This is a genomic window from Faecalibacterium prausnitzii, assembly GCF_049532945.1.
Lineage (GTDB): Bacteria > Bacillota > Clostridia > Oscillospirales > Ruminococcaceae > Faecalibacterium > Faecalibacterium prausnitzii_N.
On the sequence record NZ_CP186691.1, the window covers coordinates 391,591 to 408,622 of the forward strand.

Genomic DNA, 17,032 nt, shown 5'->3' on the forward strand with positions numbered 1-17,032 from the left:
CGCCCATCCTCCTTATTCCAGCGGCAGGTTGGCCAGTTTGACCACAGCCTGCGCAATGATCTGTGCGTTCTGCACCAGACGGTCCAGGTCGATAAACTCGTCCGGCTGATGTTCCGTCACCGGGTCGCCGTCGAAGAGGGGGCCAAAGGCCACCGTGTTCGGCAGGACTTTGGCATAGGTGCCGCCGCCGATGCACTTGGGGGCAGACCGGTCGCCGGTGGCGTCGCGGTAGACGCCCAGCAGCGCCTGCACGAGCGGGGTCTGCTCCGGGTAATAGAGCTTCTGTTTATGGACGGACTGGTCCAGCGCCCAGCCGGCGGCCTCGAAGGCGGCCTTGACGGCGGGAGCGCAGTCGTCCACCGTTTTGGTGACGGGGTAGCGGTAGTTCAGCTTGACCCAGAGGTGCGTCTCGTCGCCCTCGATGAGGCCCAGATTGCAGCTCATGGAGCCGGAGAGGTCGTCTTCCAGCCGGTGGCCCAGCAGCCGTTCGCCGTAGGGGTCCATGCCCAGCGTTTCTGCCAGGAAGGCCACGGCCTTCTGTGCGTCGCCTTCCAGCGGGAGCTGCTTCAGATAGAGCGCCAGCCGCCCGATGGCATTCTGCCCCTGTTCGGGGTGGCTGCCGTGGGCCGAAACGCCGTCGGCTTCCACCTTCCAGCCGCCGGGGATGGCGGTGCAGGTGATGTGCGCAGCCGCCGGAAGGGAAGCCCCCGCCGGGGCGGTCAGCTCGGCGCAGGCGTAGTCCGGCACCACATTGCCGGCCACGCCGCCTCGGACCGAGACCAGCTTCCAGGCCCCGGTCTGGTGCAGCTGCACCGCATAGCTCTCATTCAGGATGCCCTTTTCGCCGTTGATGAGCGGGTATTCGCCATCGGGCGTAAAACCCAGCACCGGGATCTCGCCGCCATAGTCGCGGTAATAGAAGACATCCCGGTCGTTGGTCTCCTCGTTCAGGCCGAAGAGCAGACGCACCCGGCGCCGGAGCGGGATGTTCAGATCCCGGATGGCCTTCAGCGCAAACAGGCTGGCCACCACCGGGCCTTTGTCGTCGATGGCTCCCCGGCCAAAGAGCCGACCGTCCACGATCTCGGCCCCATAGGGCGGGTGGTGCCAGCCCTCGCCTTCGGGCACGACGTCCAGATGGCCCAGCACGGCCACCATCTCGTCGCCGGAACCGATCTCGCACCAGCCGATGTACCGGTCAAGGTCGGTCGTCTCGAACCCCAGCTCACGGCAGAGGGTCAGCGCCTCCGTAAAGCAGGCGTCCACATCTGCACCGAAGGGCTTGCCGGGCAGCTCCGGCCCTTCCACGCTCTTCTTCCGCACCAGCCGCTGCAAAGCGGCGGTCATCTCCGGCCGCAGGGCGGCAACGGCTTCGTTCAGCGCTTTGTTCATCGTGCCATCCCCTCCCGCGACAGGCGCTGGTAGGCGATGCGGGGCGTTCCATCGGCCACATGGATGACACCGCAGCGAGTAAAGCCGTTCTTTTCCAGCAGATGCTGCATGATCTTGTTGTCGGCGTGGGTGTCGGCACGCAGGCTCTGGCAGTGCTCCAGACACCAGTTGATGACATCGGTCGCCACGCCGGGGCGCTTGCCCGCCGAGGCCAGCCGGTGGATGGTGCCATAGGGCAGCGCATCGTTCAGCCACTGGCCGTCTTCGATCTTTGCATAGGTCGGGTCCGGGCCGAGGACGAAGGCGAACACGGCCTCCATCTCACCATTGTGCAGATACACGAACAGGCGGTTGGTGTCGATGTCTTCTTCGATCAGGTCCTGCGGGGAAAGCTCGTCCCCCACTGGGTCGGGTTGCCGCTGGCGGCCATTTCCTGCCGGGCGCGGGCATAAATTTGCATGATAGCGTCCAGATCAGAGCGTCTCGCTCCACGAAACATGTTCATTCACCCTCTCTTGCGATGCGCAGAAACCGACGCATCCAGTCTATTGGTCTCATTTTATCACAATCCGGGCCGAAATTCCAGTTTTGACCGGACACAAAACGGCCCCCTCCGCCAAAAAGCGGAGAGGGCCGTCGGAAAGGAACCCGCACATCACACATGGGGGCGGCGCTGGCGGGCATTGCGGTACTCGCGGGGGCTCTGGCCGTAGCGCTCGTGGAACAGGCGGTAGAAATAGCTGGTGTTCTCGTAGCCCACCAGAGAAATGATCTGCTGGATGTTCATGTCGCTGCGGCGCAGCATGCGGGCAGCGGTCTCCATACGGTGCTTTTGCAGCAATTCCTTATAGGTGCGTCCGGTCTGGGCACGCACGCACTCGCTGACATATGCCAGCGAAACGCCGTACTCCCGTGCCACGTTGGAAAGGCTTGCTTCGCGGTAATTCTGGGTGATCTCCTGTAAGGCCGCCTGGACCAGCGCTTCCCGGCTGACAGTCTCGCCGCGCGCTTCCAGCGGAAATTTCTGCATCTGTTTCATAAGAATCCGGTCCTCCGTTGCGGCGCGGCGGGCGAGGGGACAAAGGGGGGATGCCGGACGCCCGCCGCTGCCAGTTCCATGGGCTTTCTGGGAAGCCCTTCTGACTATAATACGGTCGTACCTGGCAAAAGATTGCAGCAGTTCCCTAAAATTTTGAGCACACCAAAACTTTCACAATTTTACACAAAAAAGCCGCCGCCCGGCACAGGCGGCAGCTTTTCCGGAAAAGTGAGGAAAACACAAAATCTTCCGGGAGAAACTCAGAACATATTCTCGTTGTGGTAGCGGCCGGTGCGCACGAACTGCACCCACTCGGCCACATTCACGGCGTGGTCGCCGATGCGCTCCAGATACTTAATGACCATCAGCAGGTCCAGCGCTGCATCCACCTTGCCGGGGTCTTCGGCGATCTCCTGCGCCAGCTGATGCTTGATGGCGTTGAAGTCGTAATCCACCTCGTCGTCGTCGGCAATAACCTTCTGGGCGGCAGGCTCATCTTCCCCGGCCAGGGCGGCGAGGGCGTCCAGGATCATCTTGTGGGCTTTCTGGCCCATCCGGATGGCCTGACTTACCGCCGGGTCGCCCTCTTTGCGGACGGTGACAAGGTGGGGGATGATCTCGGCGATGTCGGCGGCATGGTCGCCGATGCGCTCAATATCCGTGACCACCTTCATGGCGGTGGAGATGCGGCGCAGATCGCCTGCCACCGGCTGCTGACGCAGCAGCAACGTCATGCAGCGGTGCTCGATATCCCGCTCCATATTGTTGATGCGGGCATCCTCCTTCACGATGGCCGCAGCGGCCGCGGCGTCAGCGGTGCAGAGGGCCTCCAGCGCGGCCTCCACCGCGTCGGCGGAGTTCTGGCCCATCTCGACCAGCGCCGCCTTCAGGGCGGTAAGGTCGGCCTCGTATTGTGTGCGAACTGTCATACTGTGACCTCCCTCATCAGCCGAACCGACCGGAAATGTAGTCCTCGGTGCGTTTATCCTGCGGTGCGCTGAAGATCTGGGCCGTGGGGCCCACTTCCACCAGCTCGCCCAGCAGGAAGAAGGCGGTGCGGTCACTGATACGGGCCGCCTGCTGCATGTTGTGGGTAACGATGACCACCGTGTAGTTCTTCTTCAGCTCACTCATCAGCTCCTCCACCTTCATGGTGGAGCCGGGGTCCAATGCGCTGGTGGGCTCGTCCATCAGCAGCACTTCGGGCTTCACCGCCAGTGCGCGTGCGATGCACAGACGCTGCTGCTGTCCGCCGGAAAGGCCCAGCGCGCTCTTTTTCAGGCGGTCCTTCACCTCGTCCCACAGGGCCGCGCCCCGCAGCGAGCTTTCCACCAGCTCGTCCAGCTCAGCCTTATTGCGCACGCCGTGCAGCTTGGGGCCGTAGGTGATGTTGTCGTAAATGCTCATGGGGAAGGGATTGGCCTTCTGGAACACCATGCCCACCCGGCGGCGCAGGTCGGTAAGCTGCATTTCCCGGGCAAAGATGTCCTCGCCCTTCAGCCGCACATCGCCCTCGATGCGCACATTCGGCACAAGGTCGTTCATGCGGTTGAGGGTCTTTAAAAAGGTGGACTTGCCGCAGCCGGAAGGGCCGATGAGCGCGGTGATCTCCCGCTCGCCCACGTCCAGCGAAATGCCTTTCAGCGCCTTGAAGTCGCCGTACCAGAGGTTCAGGTCCTTAGCGGTGATGATGGGAGCAGTCTCTGTCATAGACAAAATCCTCGTATTTGATCGGAAACGACCCTCTCAGCCTCGCTCCGCTCGGCAGCTCTCCCAAAGGGAGAGCTTTTGTGCTGCATTGACCGGCACTTCTGAACCTCGCCCTTCGGGAGAGGTGTCAGTGCGGAAGCACTGACGGAGAGGGTTCTTTTTCCCTTTTACTGTTTCTGTTTCAGCTTAGTCTTTGCCAGCCGCGCCGCAAGGTTGATGGCCAGCACCAGCACCAGCAGCACCGCGCCGATGCCCCATGCGGAATCAAAATCGCCGTCCTCAAAGGCACGCAGGTACAGCAGCACCGACAGGGTGGCACCGTTGGAGGTGTAGGCTTTGGCCACGCTCTTGGCAATGACCTCTGCGGCACCGGCGGTGAAGAGCAGGGCGGCACTTTCGCCCACGATGCGGCCCACAGCCAGAATGCAGCCGGTCACGATGCCGTCGATGCTGCAGGGCAGCACGATGGTGCGGATGATGTGCCACTTGCCTGCACCCAAGCCCATGGCACCCTCCCGGTAGCCCTGCGGCACCGTCTTGAGGGATTCCTGCGTGGTTCGGATGATGGTGGGCAGGTTCATGACCACCAGCGTGAGCGAACCGGACAGCAGACAGGTCTGGAAGCCCAGCGCCTGACTGAACACCAGCATGCCCACCAGACCGTAGATGATGCTGGGGATGCCCGCCAGCGTTTCGTTGGTGAACTCGATGACCTCGATGAGCCGCCGGTTGGAGGCATACTCGGTCAGGTAGACCGCCGCGCCCACGCCCAGAGGCAGTACGATCAGTAATGTCAGCACAATGACATACAGTGTGTTGAGGATGGCAGGCAGGATGCCGTCAGTTTTTTTCAGCACACTGGCGGTGGTGGAAAGGAACTTCCAGCTGATGTGGGGGATGCCCCGCACCAGCACCATGCCGATGATACCGGCCACCAGCACCATCACCAGCACGGCGCTGGCCCAGACCAGTGCGGTCATGACCCGGTTCCACATCTGACGGGAAGGCGAAAGGCCCTTATTCATCCCGGCTTCCTCCCTTCAGCACAACGTTCAGCACAACATTGATGATCATGATAAAGACGAACAGCACCAGCGCGATGCTGAACAGCGCCTGCCGCTGCAGACCGCCGGCATAGCTCATCTCCTTGGCGATGGCGGTGGTCAGGAAGGTGACGCTGCGGAAGGGACTGTCCGGCATGTTGGGGCTGTTGCCTGCCACCATCATCACCGCCATGGCCTCGCCGATGGCACGGCCGATGCCCAGCACAACGCCTGCGGCAATGCCGCTTTTAGCTGCCGGGATGCTGATCTTGAACCATGTTTCGGTGTCGGTGGCACCCAGTGCCAGACTGCCCTGCTCATACTCCGGCGGCACGGCGTTCAGTGCCGTGACCGACACGGACACGATGCTGGGCAAAATCATGATGGAAAGCACCACGATAGCGCTCAGCAGGCAGGCACCGGAAGCCTTGCCGAAGGTCTTTGCCACGGCGGGCACCAGCACCTGCATGCCCAGCAGGCCGAACACCACGCTGGGGATGCCGGACAGCAGCTCGATGGCGGTGACCACCACGGTGCGCAGCTTGGGGTCGGCGGCCTTGGAGAGGAACACCGCCGTCAGCAGACCGATGGGCACACCGATGATGGCAGCGCCCAGCGTGCCGTAGATACTGGACAGGATAAAGGGCAGGATGCCGAACAGCGGCTGGGCCGCCGTGGAGGCCCACTTTGTGCCGAACAGGAATTGGAACAGGCCGATCTTGTGGATGGCCGGCACGCCGGAGATCACCATGTACACCGAGATGAGCACCACGCAGCCCACCGCCAGCATACCGCACAGGAAGAAGATGAAGTTCATCACCGCTTCCAGCCATTCGGCGGGGGTGCGGGGCAGCTCGATCTTTTTCAGAAGCGAAGCGTTTTGTTTCATACTCGATTACTCATTCACAGGCACTGCACCGGCGGTACGGATGAGGTCCGCAGCATCGGCGCTGGTGGCGAAGTCGAAGAAGGCCTGTGCCTGCTCCGACAGGGTCACGCTCTTGTTGGTGACGAACACGAAGGGACGCTGGATCTTGTAGCTGCCGTCCTTGACGGTATCCTCGCTGCAGGCCACACCGCCGACCGTGACCATCTTCACAGTCTCGCCGACGGCAGACAGGGAGGCGTAGCCGATGGCCAGAGGATTGGCCTCCACAGCGCTGATGACTGCGCCGGTAGCGGTCAGCTCCTGTGCGTACTTGCAGCTGTCCTTCACGTCCACGATGCTCTCAAAGCCATCGCGGGTACCGGAACCGGCCTCGCGGCCCACCAGAACGATCTCGCCGTCGTCGCCGCCCACATCCTTCCAGTTGGTGATCTCGCCGGTGAACATCTGCTTCAGCTGGTCCACGGTCAGGTCTGCCACCTTGCTGTCCTTGTTGACAATGATGGCGATGCCGTCCAGCGCCACGGTGGTGCCGTCCACATCCTTCTTCTCGTCGTCCTTCAGGGCGCGGGAGGACAGGCCGATGTCCAGCGTCTTATCGGTAGCACCGGTGATGCCTGCGCCGGAACCGGTGGGGTCGTAGCTGACGGTGACACCCGGCTCCACCTCGGCAAAGCCCTCGGTCAGGGCAGCGATGACATTCTTCATAGATGTAGAACCGCCGGTAGCCACATTGCCGGACAGGCTGCCGGAAGCAGTGGAAGCGGCCGAAGAGGCCGTGGATGCAGCGGCGGAAGAAGCCGCAGTGGAAGAAGCGGAACCGCCGCAGGCGGTCAGGGCAGCAGCGGCGGCTGCGGCACCACAAACAGCAAGGAACGAACGACGCGTGATCTTTTTCATAATGTTTTCCTCCATAACCATATCCGGGTCGTATTTTCCCGGTTCTTTTTTCCTTTTTGTGTTTTCCCTTGGAACGCCTTTATTGTACCGCCGTCCTTCTGCTACTGCGACCACGCGCGGGAAAAATCGAAGTAAATTGTTTGCACAGGCTTTTCCTGCTTTGTAAAATTCCGGCTCTTCCGGTGTGAAAATCGTTGCGCCGGATTTTACAGTTCCGCGCCAACTGCCGAAAACACCCCGCTCTGCTTGTGCAGACTACACAATCAAAAAAGCCGGAGCTGTGCGGCTCGCACAGCTCCGGCTTGGAGAGGTTTGGTCTGGCGTTCAGATGCCCAGCATCAGGGAAGCTTCCTTGGCTGCGATCTTGCAGCACAGGTAGGTCTTGGCGTCCTGCGGGTTCGGGTAGAACAGCACCTGCACGTAATCGAATTTCGACACGCCGCTGCCCTTGCCGCACAGATGGCCCTTTTCGTACTGGCCGCGGTTCAGGGTGCGGGTCTCCAGCGCGTTCAGTTCAGCGTTCTTGTCCAGAATGGCCATGGTGTCGGAATTGATGTCCAGTTCCTTCGAGCCGTTCACCCGCAGCTTGAAGCTGCCGCCGGTGGGGTTCAGCGGAATCCCGGCCGCGCTGCCGTTGTTGATGAGCACTTCCGGCACCAGATAGAAGGTGCCGTCCGAATAGCTTGCGTAAGCCAGAGACCGCACGGTCATCTTGATGCCCTTCAGCTCAGCGGTATCGTTCAGGCCGTTGGCGTTGCCCACCATCTCGCCGCCTTCGCAGCCGCCCAGCAGACCCACAGCAGCCACAGCCAGCGTTGCCGCGCCCACACTCTTCAAAAATCCACGACGGGTCAGTTCCATCTTCAATTCCTCCTTTTAAGGTTTGGTTCAGATTTTTTCGACCGTCTGGGTCAAATTGCCAAAGTTCATTGTATAAACTGCCGTCTGCCCCGACAGGGTGATGGACAGCTTCAGGCTCAGCTCTCCGCTGCTCAGCTTCTGGAAGACCCCCTCGTCGGTCGTGGAGAAGCTGGGCGTAACGCTTGCCGGGACTTTCTGCACCAGCGTGAGCGGTTGAAGCGCTGAATCGAACTTCAATTCCGTACCGTCCGAAGCGGCTGCCTTAAACACGCTCGCCGTCAGTTTCAATTCCATCACACTGCCGGTCTGGTTCGTGATGTACACCACCGGAAGCAGGATGCCCGTGGTCTTGTTATTCCTCGTATTACTGCGGCGTGTCGATTTTCTGACATCCACATCCACTTTATAATCACCCAGCACGACCGCCGTGGTGGGGCTGTCCTCCCCCGCACATCCGGTCAGACCCATGGCCGAGACGGCCAGCGCCGCAGCGGCGGCACCCTTCAAAAATCCGCGGCGGGAAAATGTTTGTTCCATGTCTTGTTTCCTCCTTGCCCGGTCTTATCCATTTTCAGTTGTTTGTCAAGTTAAGCATATCATATTGTTCCAGCCTGTCAAGCGTCTTTTTTTCAGAAAAAGCCGCCCACCCCTGCAAGGCGCAGGAGCGGACGGCAAAAACTGTGCTTGTCGTTCTTTGTGCAGATCTTACTTACGGGAAGAAGTCACGTTTCCGTCTGCATTCCGGTTCATCACAAAGGTGGAAGTCTTGCCTTTCAGGTTGAAGGTGAACTCCAAGCTGCTCCAGTTTTTGTTGACATGTGCTTCGCCCTCGGCATAGACGGGCTGGAAACAGATATAACCTGCCTCTGCCTTATTCAGATCCTTGCCCGGCCCATAGGTCTTGGTGCCATTTTCATCGAACAGCGGGGTATAATCGCCAAAACCGCTCACATTTGCTGCTGCTTTCAGGTCCAGAACCACCTTTGCGTTGTGGCCGTCGATCTTTGCACTGGTGATGTCGCTTGCCTTGAAGGTGACCGTATCATTGGTCAGATTCTTGACTTGGAATTCGACAGCCAGCAGCGCAAGCTCTTCCCCATACGACCACGGCTGGTACTGATTGCTCAAGGCATACATGAATTTACCTACACTGTCTGCCGCATGGCCCTTCTGGTCACCGTACTGCTGGAAGAACGAGCCGACCGCATTATCGACCGCATCGCAACCGCTCAGTGCACCCGCTGCACCCACAGCCAGCGCCAGCGCGCCGGTGATCTTCAAGAACGAACGCCGAGTCATCATTTTCATTGTTTTTTCCTCCTGTTGATCTGTGCCCAAGCGGGCACACGGCAAATGATTCCTATGCCAAGAATACCCATATTCTTGCGTTCTGTCAAGCGTCTTTTTTTTAGTAAAAAACCGCCCACCCCTGCACGGTGCAGGGGTGGGCGGCACAGTTTGAATGCAAACTTTGGTCAGAACCGGGCTTCGGCCCCATCCGGGCGGTAGAATGTGACGTGTTTTTTCCACTGCGGATCGCCCATCGTGCGGCGGTAGCAGTCGGCCAGCCCCTGCACGGTGGTCTCCGCATCCGGGGTGGTCCGGCCGCAGGGCAGCACCAGCACCCGGAACCAGGCGTCGAAGAGATGCTCCGTCCAGCCCACATCCACAGCCCCGCACCGGGCATAAAAGCCCAGCCGCCGCACCGCCATTGTCTCGTCCTCCGCCTTATCCGGGCATTCGGCCTCAATGAGGATGGCCTGACAGCCGTTTTCGTGGCCGGGCAGCTCTGCCAGCAACGCCGCGCCCAGACCGGAGGCCCGGTACCGGGGCAGGACCGCAAAGTAGTCCAGCTGGCTCATGGCGCAACCCACGGGGCGCACCATCAGCAGATAGGCGGCCAGTGCATCGCCGTCGTAGATGCCCCAGGTGTGGGCGGTTCCGGCGGCTTCGCTGTTCAGGATCATGCTCAGGGGCTTGAGCTCGCTCTGGGGGAAATCGCGGCGCATCTCGTCGAGGTACACCTTCGTCAGCTCTTCGGCGGTCAGCAGCCGCCAGGTCAGGGGCACGGGATTCATACGATGCGGGTTCCTTTCTGGACGACAGCCTGAATGTTGAGCGCTTCGTCGGCCAGAATGACGTTGCCGTACCGTCCGGCGCTCAGGCTGCCGTAGTCGTTGTCGATGCCGATGCTCCGGGCGGGGTTTTCGCTGGCGGCGCGGACGGCGCTCTCCAGCGGGACGCCCATCTCCAGCACAGCCCGCTTCATGCAGTCGTACAGGCAGGTCGCGCTTCCGGCGATGGTGCCGGGCTGTTCGGTCAGCGTGGCGCGCGGGCCCTTGACCGTGACCGCCTGTCCGCCCAGGCTATACTGCCCATCGGGCAGGCCGCAGGCCATCATGCTGTCGGCGATGAGGATAACGTGGTCGTCGCCGAAGGTGCGGAAGGTGAAGCGGACCATGGCCGGGTGGATGTGGACATTGTCGGTGATGAGCTCGACTTCTGCGCCGCGCTCCAGCGCCGCAATGATGGGGCCGGGCTCGCGGTGGGTGATGCCGGGCATGGCATTGTAGAGGTGGGTCATGTGGGTGGCACCGGCGTCAAAAGCCGCGCAGGCGGTATCGTAGCTGGTGCAGGTGTGGGCGATGGAGATGCGGACCTCCCCGCAGCACTCCCGGATGAACTCCAGCGCACCCGGCTCTTCGGGGGCCACATCCACCAGCTTGATGAGGCCGTTCGCGCGCTTCTGCAAGCGGCGGAACATTCCCACATCGGCAGGATGGAGGTATTCCGGGTTCTGTGCGCCGACCTTCTTCGGGCTGATGAAGGGGCCTTCCATGTTGATGCCGACAAGGTCTGCGCCCTTGCCGTTCCGGTGGGCCGCAGCCGCATCCATGACGCCGTTCAGGATCTCTTCCGAGAAGGTCATGGTCGCGGGGCAGATGGCCAGCACACCCTTGCTGGCCTCAAAGTCGGCCAGCGTCTGGATGGCCTCTTCCGTTCCATCGCAGAAGTCCTTGCCCATGGCACCGTGGAAATGGATGTCCACAAGGCCGGGCAGAGCATAAGCACCCTTGGCATCCAGAACTTCTTCGCCCGCTTCCGGCTGCGCAAAGGGCACGATGCGCCCCTCCCGGATGAACAGGTTCCCCTCCTCGAACGTGTGGCGGGGGGTATAGATCTTTGCATGTTTGATGATCATAATTGAAGCCTCTATAATCGAGCTGTTTGCTGCTGTTTTTCTTTACGCTCCCGCAATGCCTTGCTGCCAATGGCTCCCCCTTTCGGGGGAGCTGGCAAAGCCGCAAGGCTTTGACTGAGAGGGTCACAGCAGGCTCAGTGCCTCTTCGTCAGCCACCAGGATGCAGTCGGGGTGCATCTGCAGGATGGAACCCGGACACTCCGGGGTGACGGGGCCGGACACGACGGCCTTGACGGCCTTGGCCTTGGCCAGACCGTTGGCCACCATGAGCACCTTGCGTGCCTGCATGATGGTCTTGATGCCCATGGTATAAGCCTGCTTGGGCACCAGATCCACATTGCCGTCAAAGAAGCGCTTGTTTGCCTCAATGGTCTCGGCGGTCAGATCCACGCAGTGGGTCTCCAGCTCAAAGGCTTCGCCCGGCTCGTTGAAGCCGATGTGGCCGTCGTGGCCGATGCCCAGCAGCTGCAGGTCGATACCGCCCACAGCGTGGATGATCTGGTTGTACTTTGCGCAGGCATCCTCTGCATCGGGGTTGGTGCCGTCCGGCAGGTGGATGGCCTCCGGGCGGATATTCACATGGTCAAACAGGTTCTTGTGCATGAAGCTCCAGTAGCTTTCCGGGTGCTCCTTGGGCAGGCCGCGGTACTCGTCCAGATTGACGGTGGTCACCTCAGAAAAATCGATGTCGCCCTTGTTGTACCAGTCCACCAGTTGGGCATAAGTGCCCACCGGGGTGCCGCCGGTGGCAAGACCCAGTACACAGTCCGGCTTCATGATGACCTGTGCCGAAATGATATTGGCTGCCTTGCGGGACATATCCGCATAATCTTTTGCACGAATGATCTTCATAGTGGAAACCTCCTGATTTTTTCTCGTTGTCTTCAGTATAGCACAGTCGCAGTGCTCAAAAAACGGTTTTGTGTGAACAAAAAAGGGCCGCCGAAGATGGGCGTGAACGCCCGCCCTCAGCGGCCCTTCGGGAACGGATGCAGGATCAACCAGTCTCCTGCATAAAATTACGATTCAGGATGCGATCACAGCATCTTCTTCAGCTCGTCGTACACGAACTGAACCTTGGTGCCGATGATCACCTGGCAGGTAGTCTTGTCAGGACGGATGACACCGGCTGCGCCTGCTGCCTTGACAGCCTTTTCATCGACCTGCGTGTAGTCCTTGATGGTGAAACGCAGGCGGGTAGCGCAGTAGTCCACGCTGGAGACGTTTGCCTTGCCGCCGATGGCCTTCAGCACACCAGAAGCAACTTCGGTGTAGTTGTTGTTTGCCAGAACGACCTTCTTCTCGGCCTCTTCGTCCTCGTCCTCACGGCCGGGGGTCTTCAGGTCGAACTTGGTGATGGCAAAGTAGAACACTGCGTAGAACACCACGAAGGCTGCGATGCCCAGAGGAATGATCATCCAGGTCTTGGCAGCTGCGGGCAGGGAAGCGGAGAACACCAGGTCAGTAGCGCCTGCAGAGAAGCAGAAGCCAGCACGGAAACCGGAGTAGTAGGTGATGATGGTGAAGATGCCGTACAGGGCTGCGTACACAACGTACAGCGGGAAGCACAGGAACATGAAGCCGAACTCGAAGGGCTCGGTAACGCCGCAGACGAATGCGCAGATGGCAGCGGACAGAACCAGACCGATGGCGGCCTTCTTGTTCTTAGCGGTCTTGACCATAGCCAGAGCAGCGCCCAGGACACCGAACATCATGCAGGGGAAGAAGCCGGACATGTACATACCAAGGCTCCAGCCCACATCAGCAGAGGTCTCGCCAGCCCAGAAGTGGGACAGGTCGCCCAGACCGATGGTATCGAACCAGAACACGTTGTTCAGAGCGTGGTGCAGGCCGGTGGGGATGAGCAGACGGTTCAGGAAGGCGTAGATGCCGGCGCCGATGCCGCCCATGCCAGCGATGCCGTTGCCGATTGCGACCAGAGCGTCGAAGATGACGGGCCAGACGAACAGCAGAACAACGGACACCAGAATGGAGATCAGACCGGTAGCGATTGCAACGAAGCGCTTGCCGGAGAAGAATGCCAGCCAGTCAGGCAGCTGGATATCCTTGAACTTGTTGTAGCAGGCAGCGCCCACAACAGCGGCCAAAATGCCGATGAAGGAGTTGCCGGCGACCTTCTGGAAGGCGATGTAGGTAGCAGTGCCTTCTTCCAGGTGACGGACCATGCCGACCACACCGGGGTTCAGCAGCTGCTGCATCATCAGGAAGCTGACCAGACCGGCCAGACCTGCGGTGCCGTCGTTGTCAGCAAGGCCGACAGCGGCACCAATGGCAAACAGCCATGCCATGTTATCGATCAAAGCGCCGCCTGCCTTGACCAGCAGGAAGCCAACGGTGTAAGCTGCACCGGAGGTTGCTGCACCGGGAACGCCCATAACGCCCGGAGCGAGGGCATAACCAAGACCCATCAGGATGCCGCAGATCGGCAGGACCGCGACGGGAAGCATCAAAGCTTTGCCCAGTTTCTGGAGATACTTCATCATAAAGCACATTCCTCCTTAAAGAATGTTGTTGTTATGGAGGCCCCTGGTTGCAGGCTGTCCATAATTGCGTAACAATATCTTAACACATGTTAAGAAAAAAAGAAAGGGGGTTTCCGCCATTTTCTTTGCGAATGATACAAAAATCCTTGATTTTGCATTTTTCAGTCAAAAGTTTTTGGAGTTTTTGATGGGATGCAAGCTTCCTCTTTGAAAATAATTTTCTTGTTTGTGAATTTTCTATATTCTGCTGCCTCTGCCGCGCACTTCTTGCACCGGGGCGGCGTCTATGTTACTATATAGGTATTCCCGAACCGTGCACAACATCCCGAAGGAGGTTTTATCAATGGAATGGACTGATATCCGCCTGACCGTGGCCAAGGCCGATGCTGACAACGCCGAAGCCGTTGCCACCATGATCGCCGAGGGCGGCATCTATATCGAAGACTACAGCGACATCGAGCAGCAGGTGGCCGAGATCGCCCATGTGGATCTGATCGAGCAGGAGCTGCTGGACAAGCCCCGCGATACCGTTATCATCCATATGTATCTGGAGCCGGGCGCTTCCCCCGTGGAGACGCTGGCCCTCATTGCCGCCCGCATGGAAGCTGCAAACATCGCCTACACCGTGGAGACCGAGGGCGTGGAGCAGGAGGACTGGCAGAACGGCTGGCGCAAGTATTACCACCCCCTGGAGATCGGCAAACGGCTGGCCGTAGTGCCCTCGTGGCAGCAGTACGACACTGACCGGGTGAAGCTGATCCTTGACCCGGGCCTTGCCTTCGGCACCGGCGGCCACGAGACCACCAGCCTGTGCATGGAAGCGCTGGACGAGCGGGTGACCGGCGGCGAGCGGGTGCTGGACATCGGCACCGGCAGCGGCATCCTTGCCATTGCGGCGCTGAAGCTGGGCGCTGCTGTGGCCGAGGGCGTGGACATCGACCCTGTGGCCGTGCGCACCGCAGGCGAGAACGCCGCGTTGAACGGCGTGCAGGACAAGCTGACTGTGCTGGTGGGCGACCTTTCCGATAAGGCCAGCGGCAAATACGATATCATCACGGCCAACATCGTGGCCAACGCCATCCTGTCTCTGGCTCCTGCCGTGCCCGGCCTGATGGCGGAGGGTGCCACCTTTATTGCCAGCGGCATCATCGACAGCCGCAAGGACGAAGTGATCGCCGGGCTGGAAAAAGCCGGCCTTGCCGTTGTGGAAGTGAAGGAGAAGCGCGGCTGGGAGTGCATCGTCTGCCGCAGGAAATAATCGCTCAGGCGTTCCGCGCCAGCTCCCCTGTTCGGGGAGCTCTTGGCAGTCGGATACAGTTTGTATAAGCCGAACAAAACGTTCTGATTCGGAACGTTTTGGAGCGAGCAAGTTCAGGATAGGAGCCACTATGCCGCACCGTTATTTTACCACCGAGATCTCTGACGGCACCGCCACCCTGCGCGGGGCCGATGCCCACCATCTTGCCCGTGTGATGCGCGCAAGGCTGGGCGATACTGTCATTCTATGCGACGGCAATGCCGTGGAATACACCGCCACCATCACCGGCTTTGGCGATGAGTGTGTGGAGTTCCGGGTGGAGCCGGGCTATCCCAGCGCCGCCGAACCCAGCGTGGAGGTCACTCTGCTGGCCGGCTACCCCAAGCAGGACAAGCTGGAGCAGATCATCAAGCACGGCGTGGAGCTGGGCGCAGCCCACATCGTGCCCTTCTTCAGCCGGTATTGCGTGGCGGCCCCCAAAAAAGAGGAGCAGAAGAACGAGCGCTACAACCGCATTGCAGCGGAAGCCGCCAAGCAGTGCGGCCGCGGTGTTCTGCCGGATGTGGCCCTGCCGCTGGCAAACTTCGGGACCGTGTGCCGCACCTTTGCACAGTACGACCTTGTGCTGTTCTGCTACGAGTGCGGCGGTGCCCCGCTGCGGGAGCTGCTGGCCAATGTCCGCCCCGCCGACGGCAAAAAGCCGAAGATCGCCGTCATCACCGGTGCCGAGGGCGGCTTTGCCGCCGAGGAAGCCGAGATGGCCGCAAAGGCCGGTGCCAGAACGGTGGGCCTTGGCCCCCGCATCCTGCGGTGCGAGACCGCCCCGCTGGCCGTGCTTGCTTCGGTAATGACCCTGACGGGGAATCTGGAATAAGCGCTTTACAAAACAGGAGGGACAGCACACAAGCTGTCCCTCCTGTTTTGTTGATAATTGGTCTGCGAATGCGAACGCCTTTTGAATTGCAAAATGATTTTTCGGTTGTTATACTGGGCTTATCAAATTTTTTCGGGAGGATGCCGCAATGACCGCACAGACAATGCAAATCGGGAACAGACCTTGCCGCATTTACGGCGAAGCCCATGCAGAATACCTACTGCTCCAAATGACAGGCGAACACGAGCTGCAAAGCATGGAAAGCGAGGTTACCGCTATTGCACAGAGTGCGCACCACTTTCTGTTTGCGGCCGTGCCCGTGGAAAGCTGGAACGATGCACTTTCTCCGTGGGAAGCCCCTGCCGTGTGGGGAAAGCAAGGTTTCGGCGGCAAAGCCGGGGAGACATTGCGCTTTCTGACAGAACAGGTCGTGCCAACGCTGAAACAACAGTTCAATCTCCCGGAAAACGTCAAAATCATTCTGGGCGGCTACTCGCTGGCCGGACTGTTTGCATTGTGGGCATCCACCCAGACTGATCTGTTCTATGGTATCGCCGCCGCATCTCCCTCGGTGTGGTTTCCGGAATGGATGAAGTTTGAACAGCAGCACCCGATACAGGCACAGCGCGTTTATCTGAGCCTTGGCAACAAGGAAGAGCATACGAAAAACGCTGTCATGGCTGCGGTAGGTGATAACATCCGCACCCTGCACAGCCGGCTTATAGAGCGTGGCGCAGACTGCACCCTTGAGTGGAACAGCGGCGGGCACTTTAAGGACGCTGACCTGCGCACGGCAAAGGCATTTCGGTGGGCGATGGAGGAAAGCCGATGAATATTTTGATTGATGCCGACGGCTGCCCGGTGGTGGATTTGACTTTGCAGATTGCAAAGCGTTTTTGCGTTCCGGTCATCATCCTGTGCGACACCGCCCACCAAATCGAGCGGGAAGGTGCGCAGACATTGGTGTTCGATAAAGGGGCAGACAGCGTAGACTTTGCCCTCGTTAACCGGGTAAAGCCGGGGGATATTGTCGTAACACAGGACTACGGCCTTGCGAGTATGTGCCTTGCCAAGCGCGCACGGGTGCTGAATCAGAACGGTTTGGAATACACCGCCGACAACATGGAAGCTCTCATGCTGCGGAGGTATGAAAACAAAAAGCTCCTCCGTGCCGGAAAGCACCCCAAGGGGAGTGCAAAGCGGACGAAGGAGCAGGATGTCAGGTTTGCGGATACGCTTGAGAAGATTCTGAGCAAAAATTATTGATACATACTTTCTAGCCGCAAAAAAGGCACCAGCCTGAGCTGATGCCTTTTGTTGGCGGAGATGGTGGATATTCTCCCGCGGGCTAAGCAACAGCCCG

At 59.9% G+C, this 17,032-nt stretch carries 20 protein-coding genes; 4 read left to right on the forward strand and 16 right to left on the reverse strand.

Going from position 1 to position 17,032, the window contains the following annotated elements:
* Positions 1 to 12 precede the first annotated feature (12 nt).
* The 16 genes from ACNQFG_RS01885 to ACNQFG_RS01960 all read right to left on the reverse strand — a co-directional run bounded on the left by ACNQFG_RS01885 (position 13) and on the right by ACNQFG_RS01960 (position 13,537).
* Entirely contained in the window at positions 13 to 1,392 is a 1,380-nt protein-coding gene (locus tag ACNQFG_RS01885; protein WP_423405809.1) for a Sapep family Mn(2+)-dependent dipeptidase, read from the reverse strand.
* On the reverse strand, positions 1,389 to 1,796 hold the full coding sequence (locus ACNQFG_RS01890) for an N-acetyltransferase (protein ID WP_423405810.1): 408 nt from the start codon (positions 1,794 to 1,796) through the stop codon (positions 1,389 to 1,391). Before ACNQFG_RS01890 ends, ACNQFG_RS01885 begins: the two co-directional genes overlap by 4 nt.
* Positions 1,766 to 1,897, reverse strand: coding sequence for a hypothetical protein (locus ACNQFG_RS01895; protein ID WP_423405811.1), 132 nt, complete (start codon positions 1,895 to 1,897; stop codon positions 1,766 to 1,768). The genes ACNQFG_RS01890 and ACNQFG_RS01895 overlap by 31 nt, the downstream gene beginning before the upstream one ends.
* A gap of 150 nt (positions 1,898 to 2,047) precedes the next feature.
* Positions 2,048 to 2,431, reverse strand: coding sequence for a helix-turn-helix transcriptional regulator (locus tag ACNQFG_RS01900; protein ID WP_423405812.1), 384 nt, complete (start codon positions 2,429 to 2,431; stop codon positions 2,048 to 2,050).
* A gap of 260 nt (positions 2,432 to 2,691) precedes the next feature.
* Complete coding sequence (gene phoU, locus ACNQFG_RS01905) at positions 2,692 to 3,360, reverse strand: phosphate signaling complex protein PhoU (protein WP_423405813.1); 669 nt, start codon at positions 3,358 to 3,360, stop codon at positions 2,692 to 2,694.
* Positions 3,361 to 3,376: 16 nt separating this feature from the next.
* Positions 3,377 to 4,141 carry a phosphate ABC transporter ATP-binding protein PstB gene (pstB, locus tag ACNQFG_RS01910; RefSeq protein WP_423405814.1) on the reverse strand — a complete coding sequence of 255 codons (765 nt, stop codon included), beginning with the start codon at positions 4,139 to 4,141 and terminating at the stop codon, positions 3,377 to 3,379.
* Positions 4,142 to 4,308: 167 nt separating this feature from the next.
* A complete protein-coding gene (gene pstA, locus ACNQFG_RS01915; RefSeq protein WP_097776899.1) occupies positions 4,309 to 5,166 on the reverse strand; it encodes a phosphate ABC transporter permease PstA in 858 nt (285 codons plus the stop codon).
* On the reverse strand, positions 5,159 to 6,073 hold the full coding sequence (pstC, locus tag ACNQFG_RS01920) for a phosphate ABC transporter permease subunit PstC (protein ID WP_423405815.1): 915 nt from the start codon (positions 6,071 to 6,073) through the stop codon (positions 5,159 to 5,161). Before pstC ends, pstA begins: the two co-directional genes overlap by 8 nt.
* Before the next feature lie 6 nt (positions 6,074 to 6,079).
* Positions 6,080 to 6,970, reverse strand: coding sequence for a phosphate ABC transporter substrate-binding protein (locus tag ACNQFG_RS01925; RefSeq protein WP_423405816.1), 891 nt, complete (start codon positions 6,968 to 6,970; stop codon positions 6,080 to 6,082).
* Between the two features lie 324 nt (positions 6,971 to 7,294).
* The gene (locus tag ACNQFG_RS01930) at positions 7,295 to 7,831 is read right to left on the reverse strand and encodes a twin-arginine translocation signal domain-containing protein (protein ID WP_423405817.1); all 537 of its coding nucleotides are present in this window, start codon (positions 7,829 to 7,831) and stop codon (positions 7,295 to 7,297) included.
* A 27-nt stretch (positions 7,832 to 7,858) separates the two neighbouring features.
* Positions 7,859 to 8,368 carry a twin-arginine translocation signal domain-containing protein gene (locus ACNQFG_RS01935; protein ID WP_423405818.1) on the reverse strand — a complete coding sequence of 170 codons (510 nt, stop codon included), beginning with the start codon at positions 8,366 to 8,368 and terminating at the stop codon, positions 7,859 to 7,861.
* A gap of 168 nt (positions 8,369 to 8,536) precedes the next feature.
* Complete coding sequence (locus ACNQFG_RS01940; RefSeq protein WP_423405819.1) at positions 8,537 to 9,139, reverse strand: hypothetical protein; 603 nt, start codon at positions 9,137 to 9,139, stop codon at positions 8,537 to 8,539.
* A 167-nt stretch (positions 9,140 to 9,306) separates the two neighbouring features.
* On the reverse strand, positions 9,307 to 9,909 hold the full coding sequence (locus ACNQFG_RS01945; protein ID WP_423405820.1) for a GNAT family N-acetyltransferase: 603 nt from the start codon (positions 9,907 to 9,909) through the stop codon (positions 9,307 to 9,309).
* Entirely contained in the window at positions 9,906 to 11,033 is a 1,128-nt protein-coding gene (gene nagA, locus ACNQFG_RS01950; RefSeq protein ID WP_302275003.1) for an N-acetylglucosamine-6-phosphate deacetylase, read from the reverse strand. The genes ACNQFG_RS01945 and nagA overlap by 4 nt, the downstream gene beginning before the upstream one ends.
* Positions 11,034 to 11,156: 123 nt before the next feature.
* The gene (nagB, locus tag ACNQFG_RS01955; protein ID WP_423405821.1) at positions 11,157 to 11,885 is read right to left on the reverse strand and encodes a glucosamine-6-phosphate deaminase; all 729 of its coding nucleotides are present in this window, start codon (positions 11,883 to 11,885) and stop codon (positions 11,157 to 11,159) included.
* A 185-nt stretch (positions 11,886 to 12,070) separates the two neighbouring features.
* A complete protein-coding gene (locus ACNQFG_RS01960; protein WP_423405822.1) occupies positions 12,071 to 13,537 on the reverse strand; it encodes a PTS transporter subunit EIIC in 1,467 nt (488 codons plus the stop codon).
* A gap of 343 nt (positions 13,538 to 13,880) precedes the next feature.
* Here ACNQFG_RS01960 and prmA point away from each other — a divergent pair, with 343 nt between their 5' ends.
* From prmA to ACNQFG_RS01980, 4 genes are all read left to right on the forward strand, one after another.
* Complete coding sequence (prmA, locus tag ACNQFG_RS01965) at positions 13,881 to 14,795, forward strand: 50S ribosomal protein L11 methyltransferase (protein ID WP_423405823.1); 915 nt, start codon at positions 13,881 to 13,883, stop codon at positions 14,793 to 14,795.
* A gap of 130 nt (positions 14,796 to 14,925) precedes the next feature.
* Positions 14,926 to 15,669 (forward strand): RsmE family RNA methyltransferase, encoded by a 744-nt coding sequence (locus tag ACNQFG_RS01970; RefSeq protein ID WP_423405824.1) that lies wholly within the window; start codon positions 14,926 to 14,928, stop codon positions 15,667 to 15,669.
* A 163-nt stretch (positions 15,670 to 15,832) separates the two neighbouring features.
* Complete coding sequence (locus tag ACNQFG_RS01975; RefSeq protein WP_423406537.1) at positions 15,833 to 16,501, forward strand: alpha/beta hydrolase; 669 nt, start codon at positions 15,833 to 15,835, stop codon at positions 16,499 to 16,501.
* Positions 16,498 to 16,935, forward strand: coding sequence for a YaiI/YqxD family protein (locus tag ACNQFG_RS01980; RefSeq protein WP_423405825.1), 438 nt, complete (start codon positions 16,498 to 16,500; stop codon positions 16,933 to 16,935). The genes ACNQFG_RS01975 and ACNQFG_RS01980 overlap by 4 nt, the downstream gene beginning before the upstream one ends.
* Positions 16,936 to 17,032 lie beyond the last annotated feature (97 nt).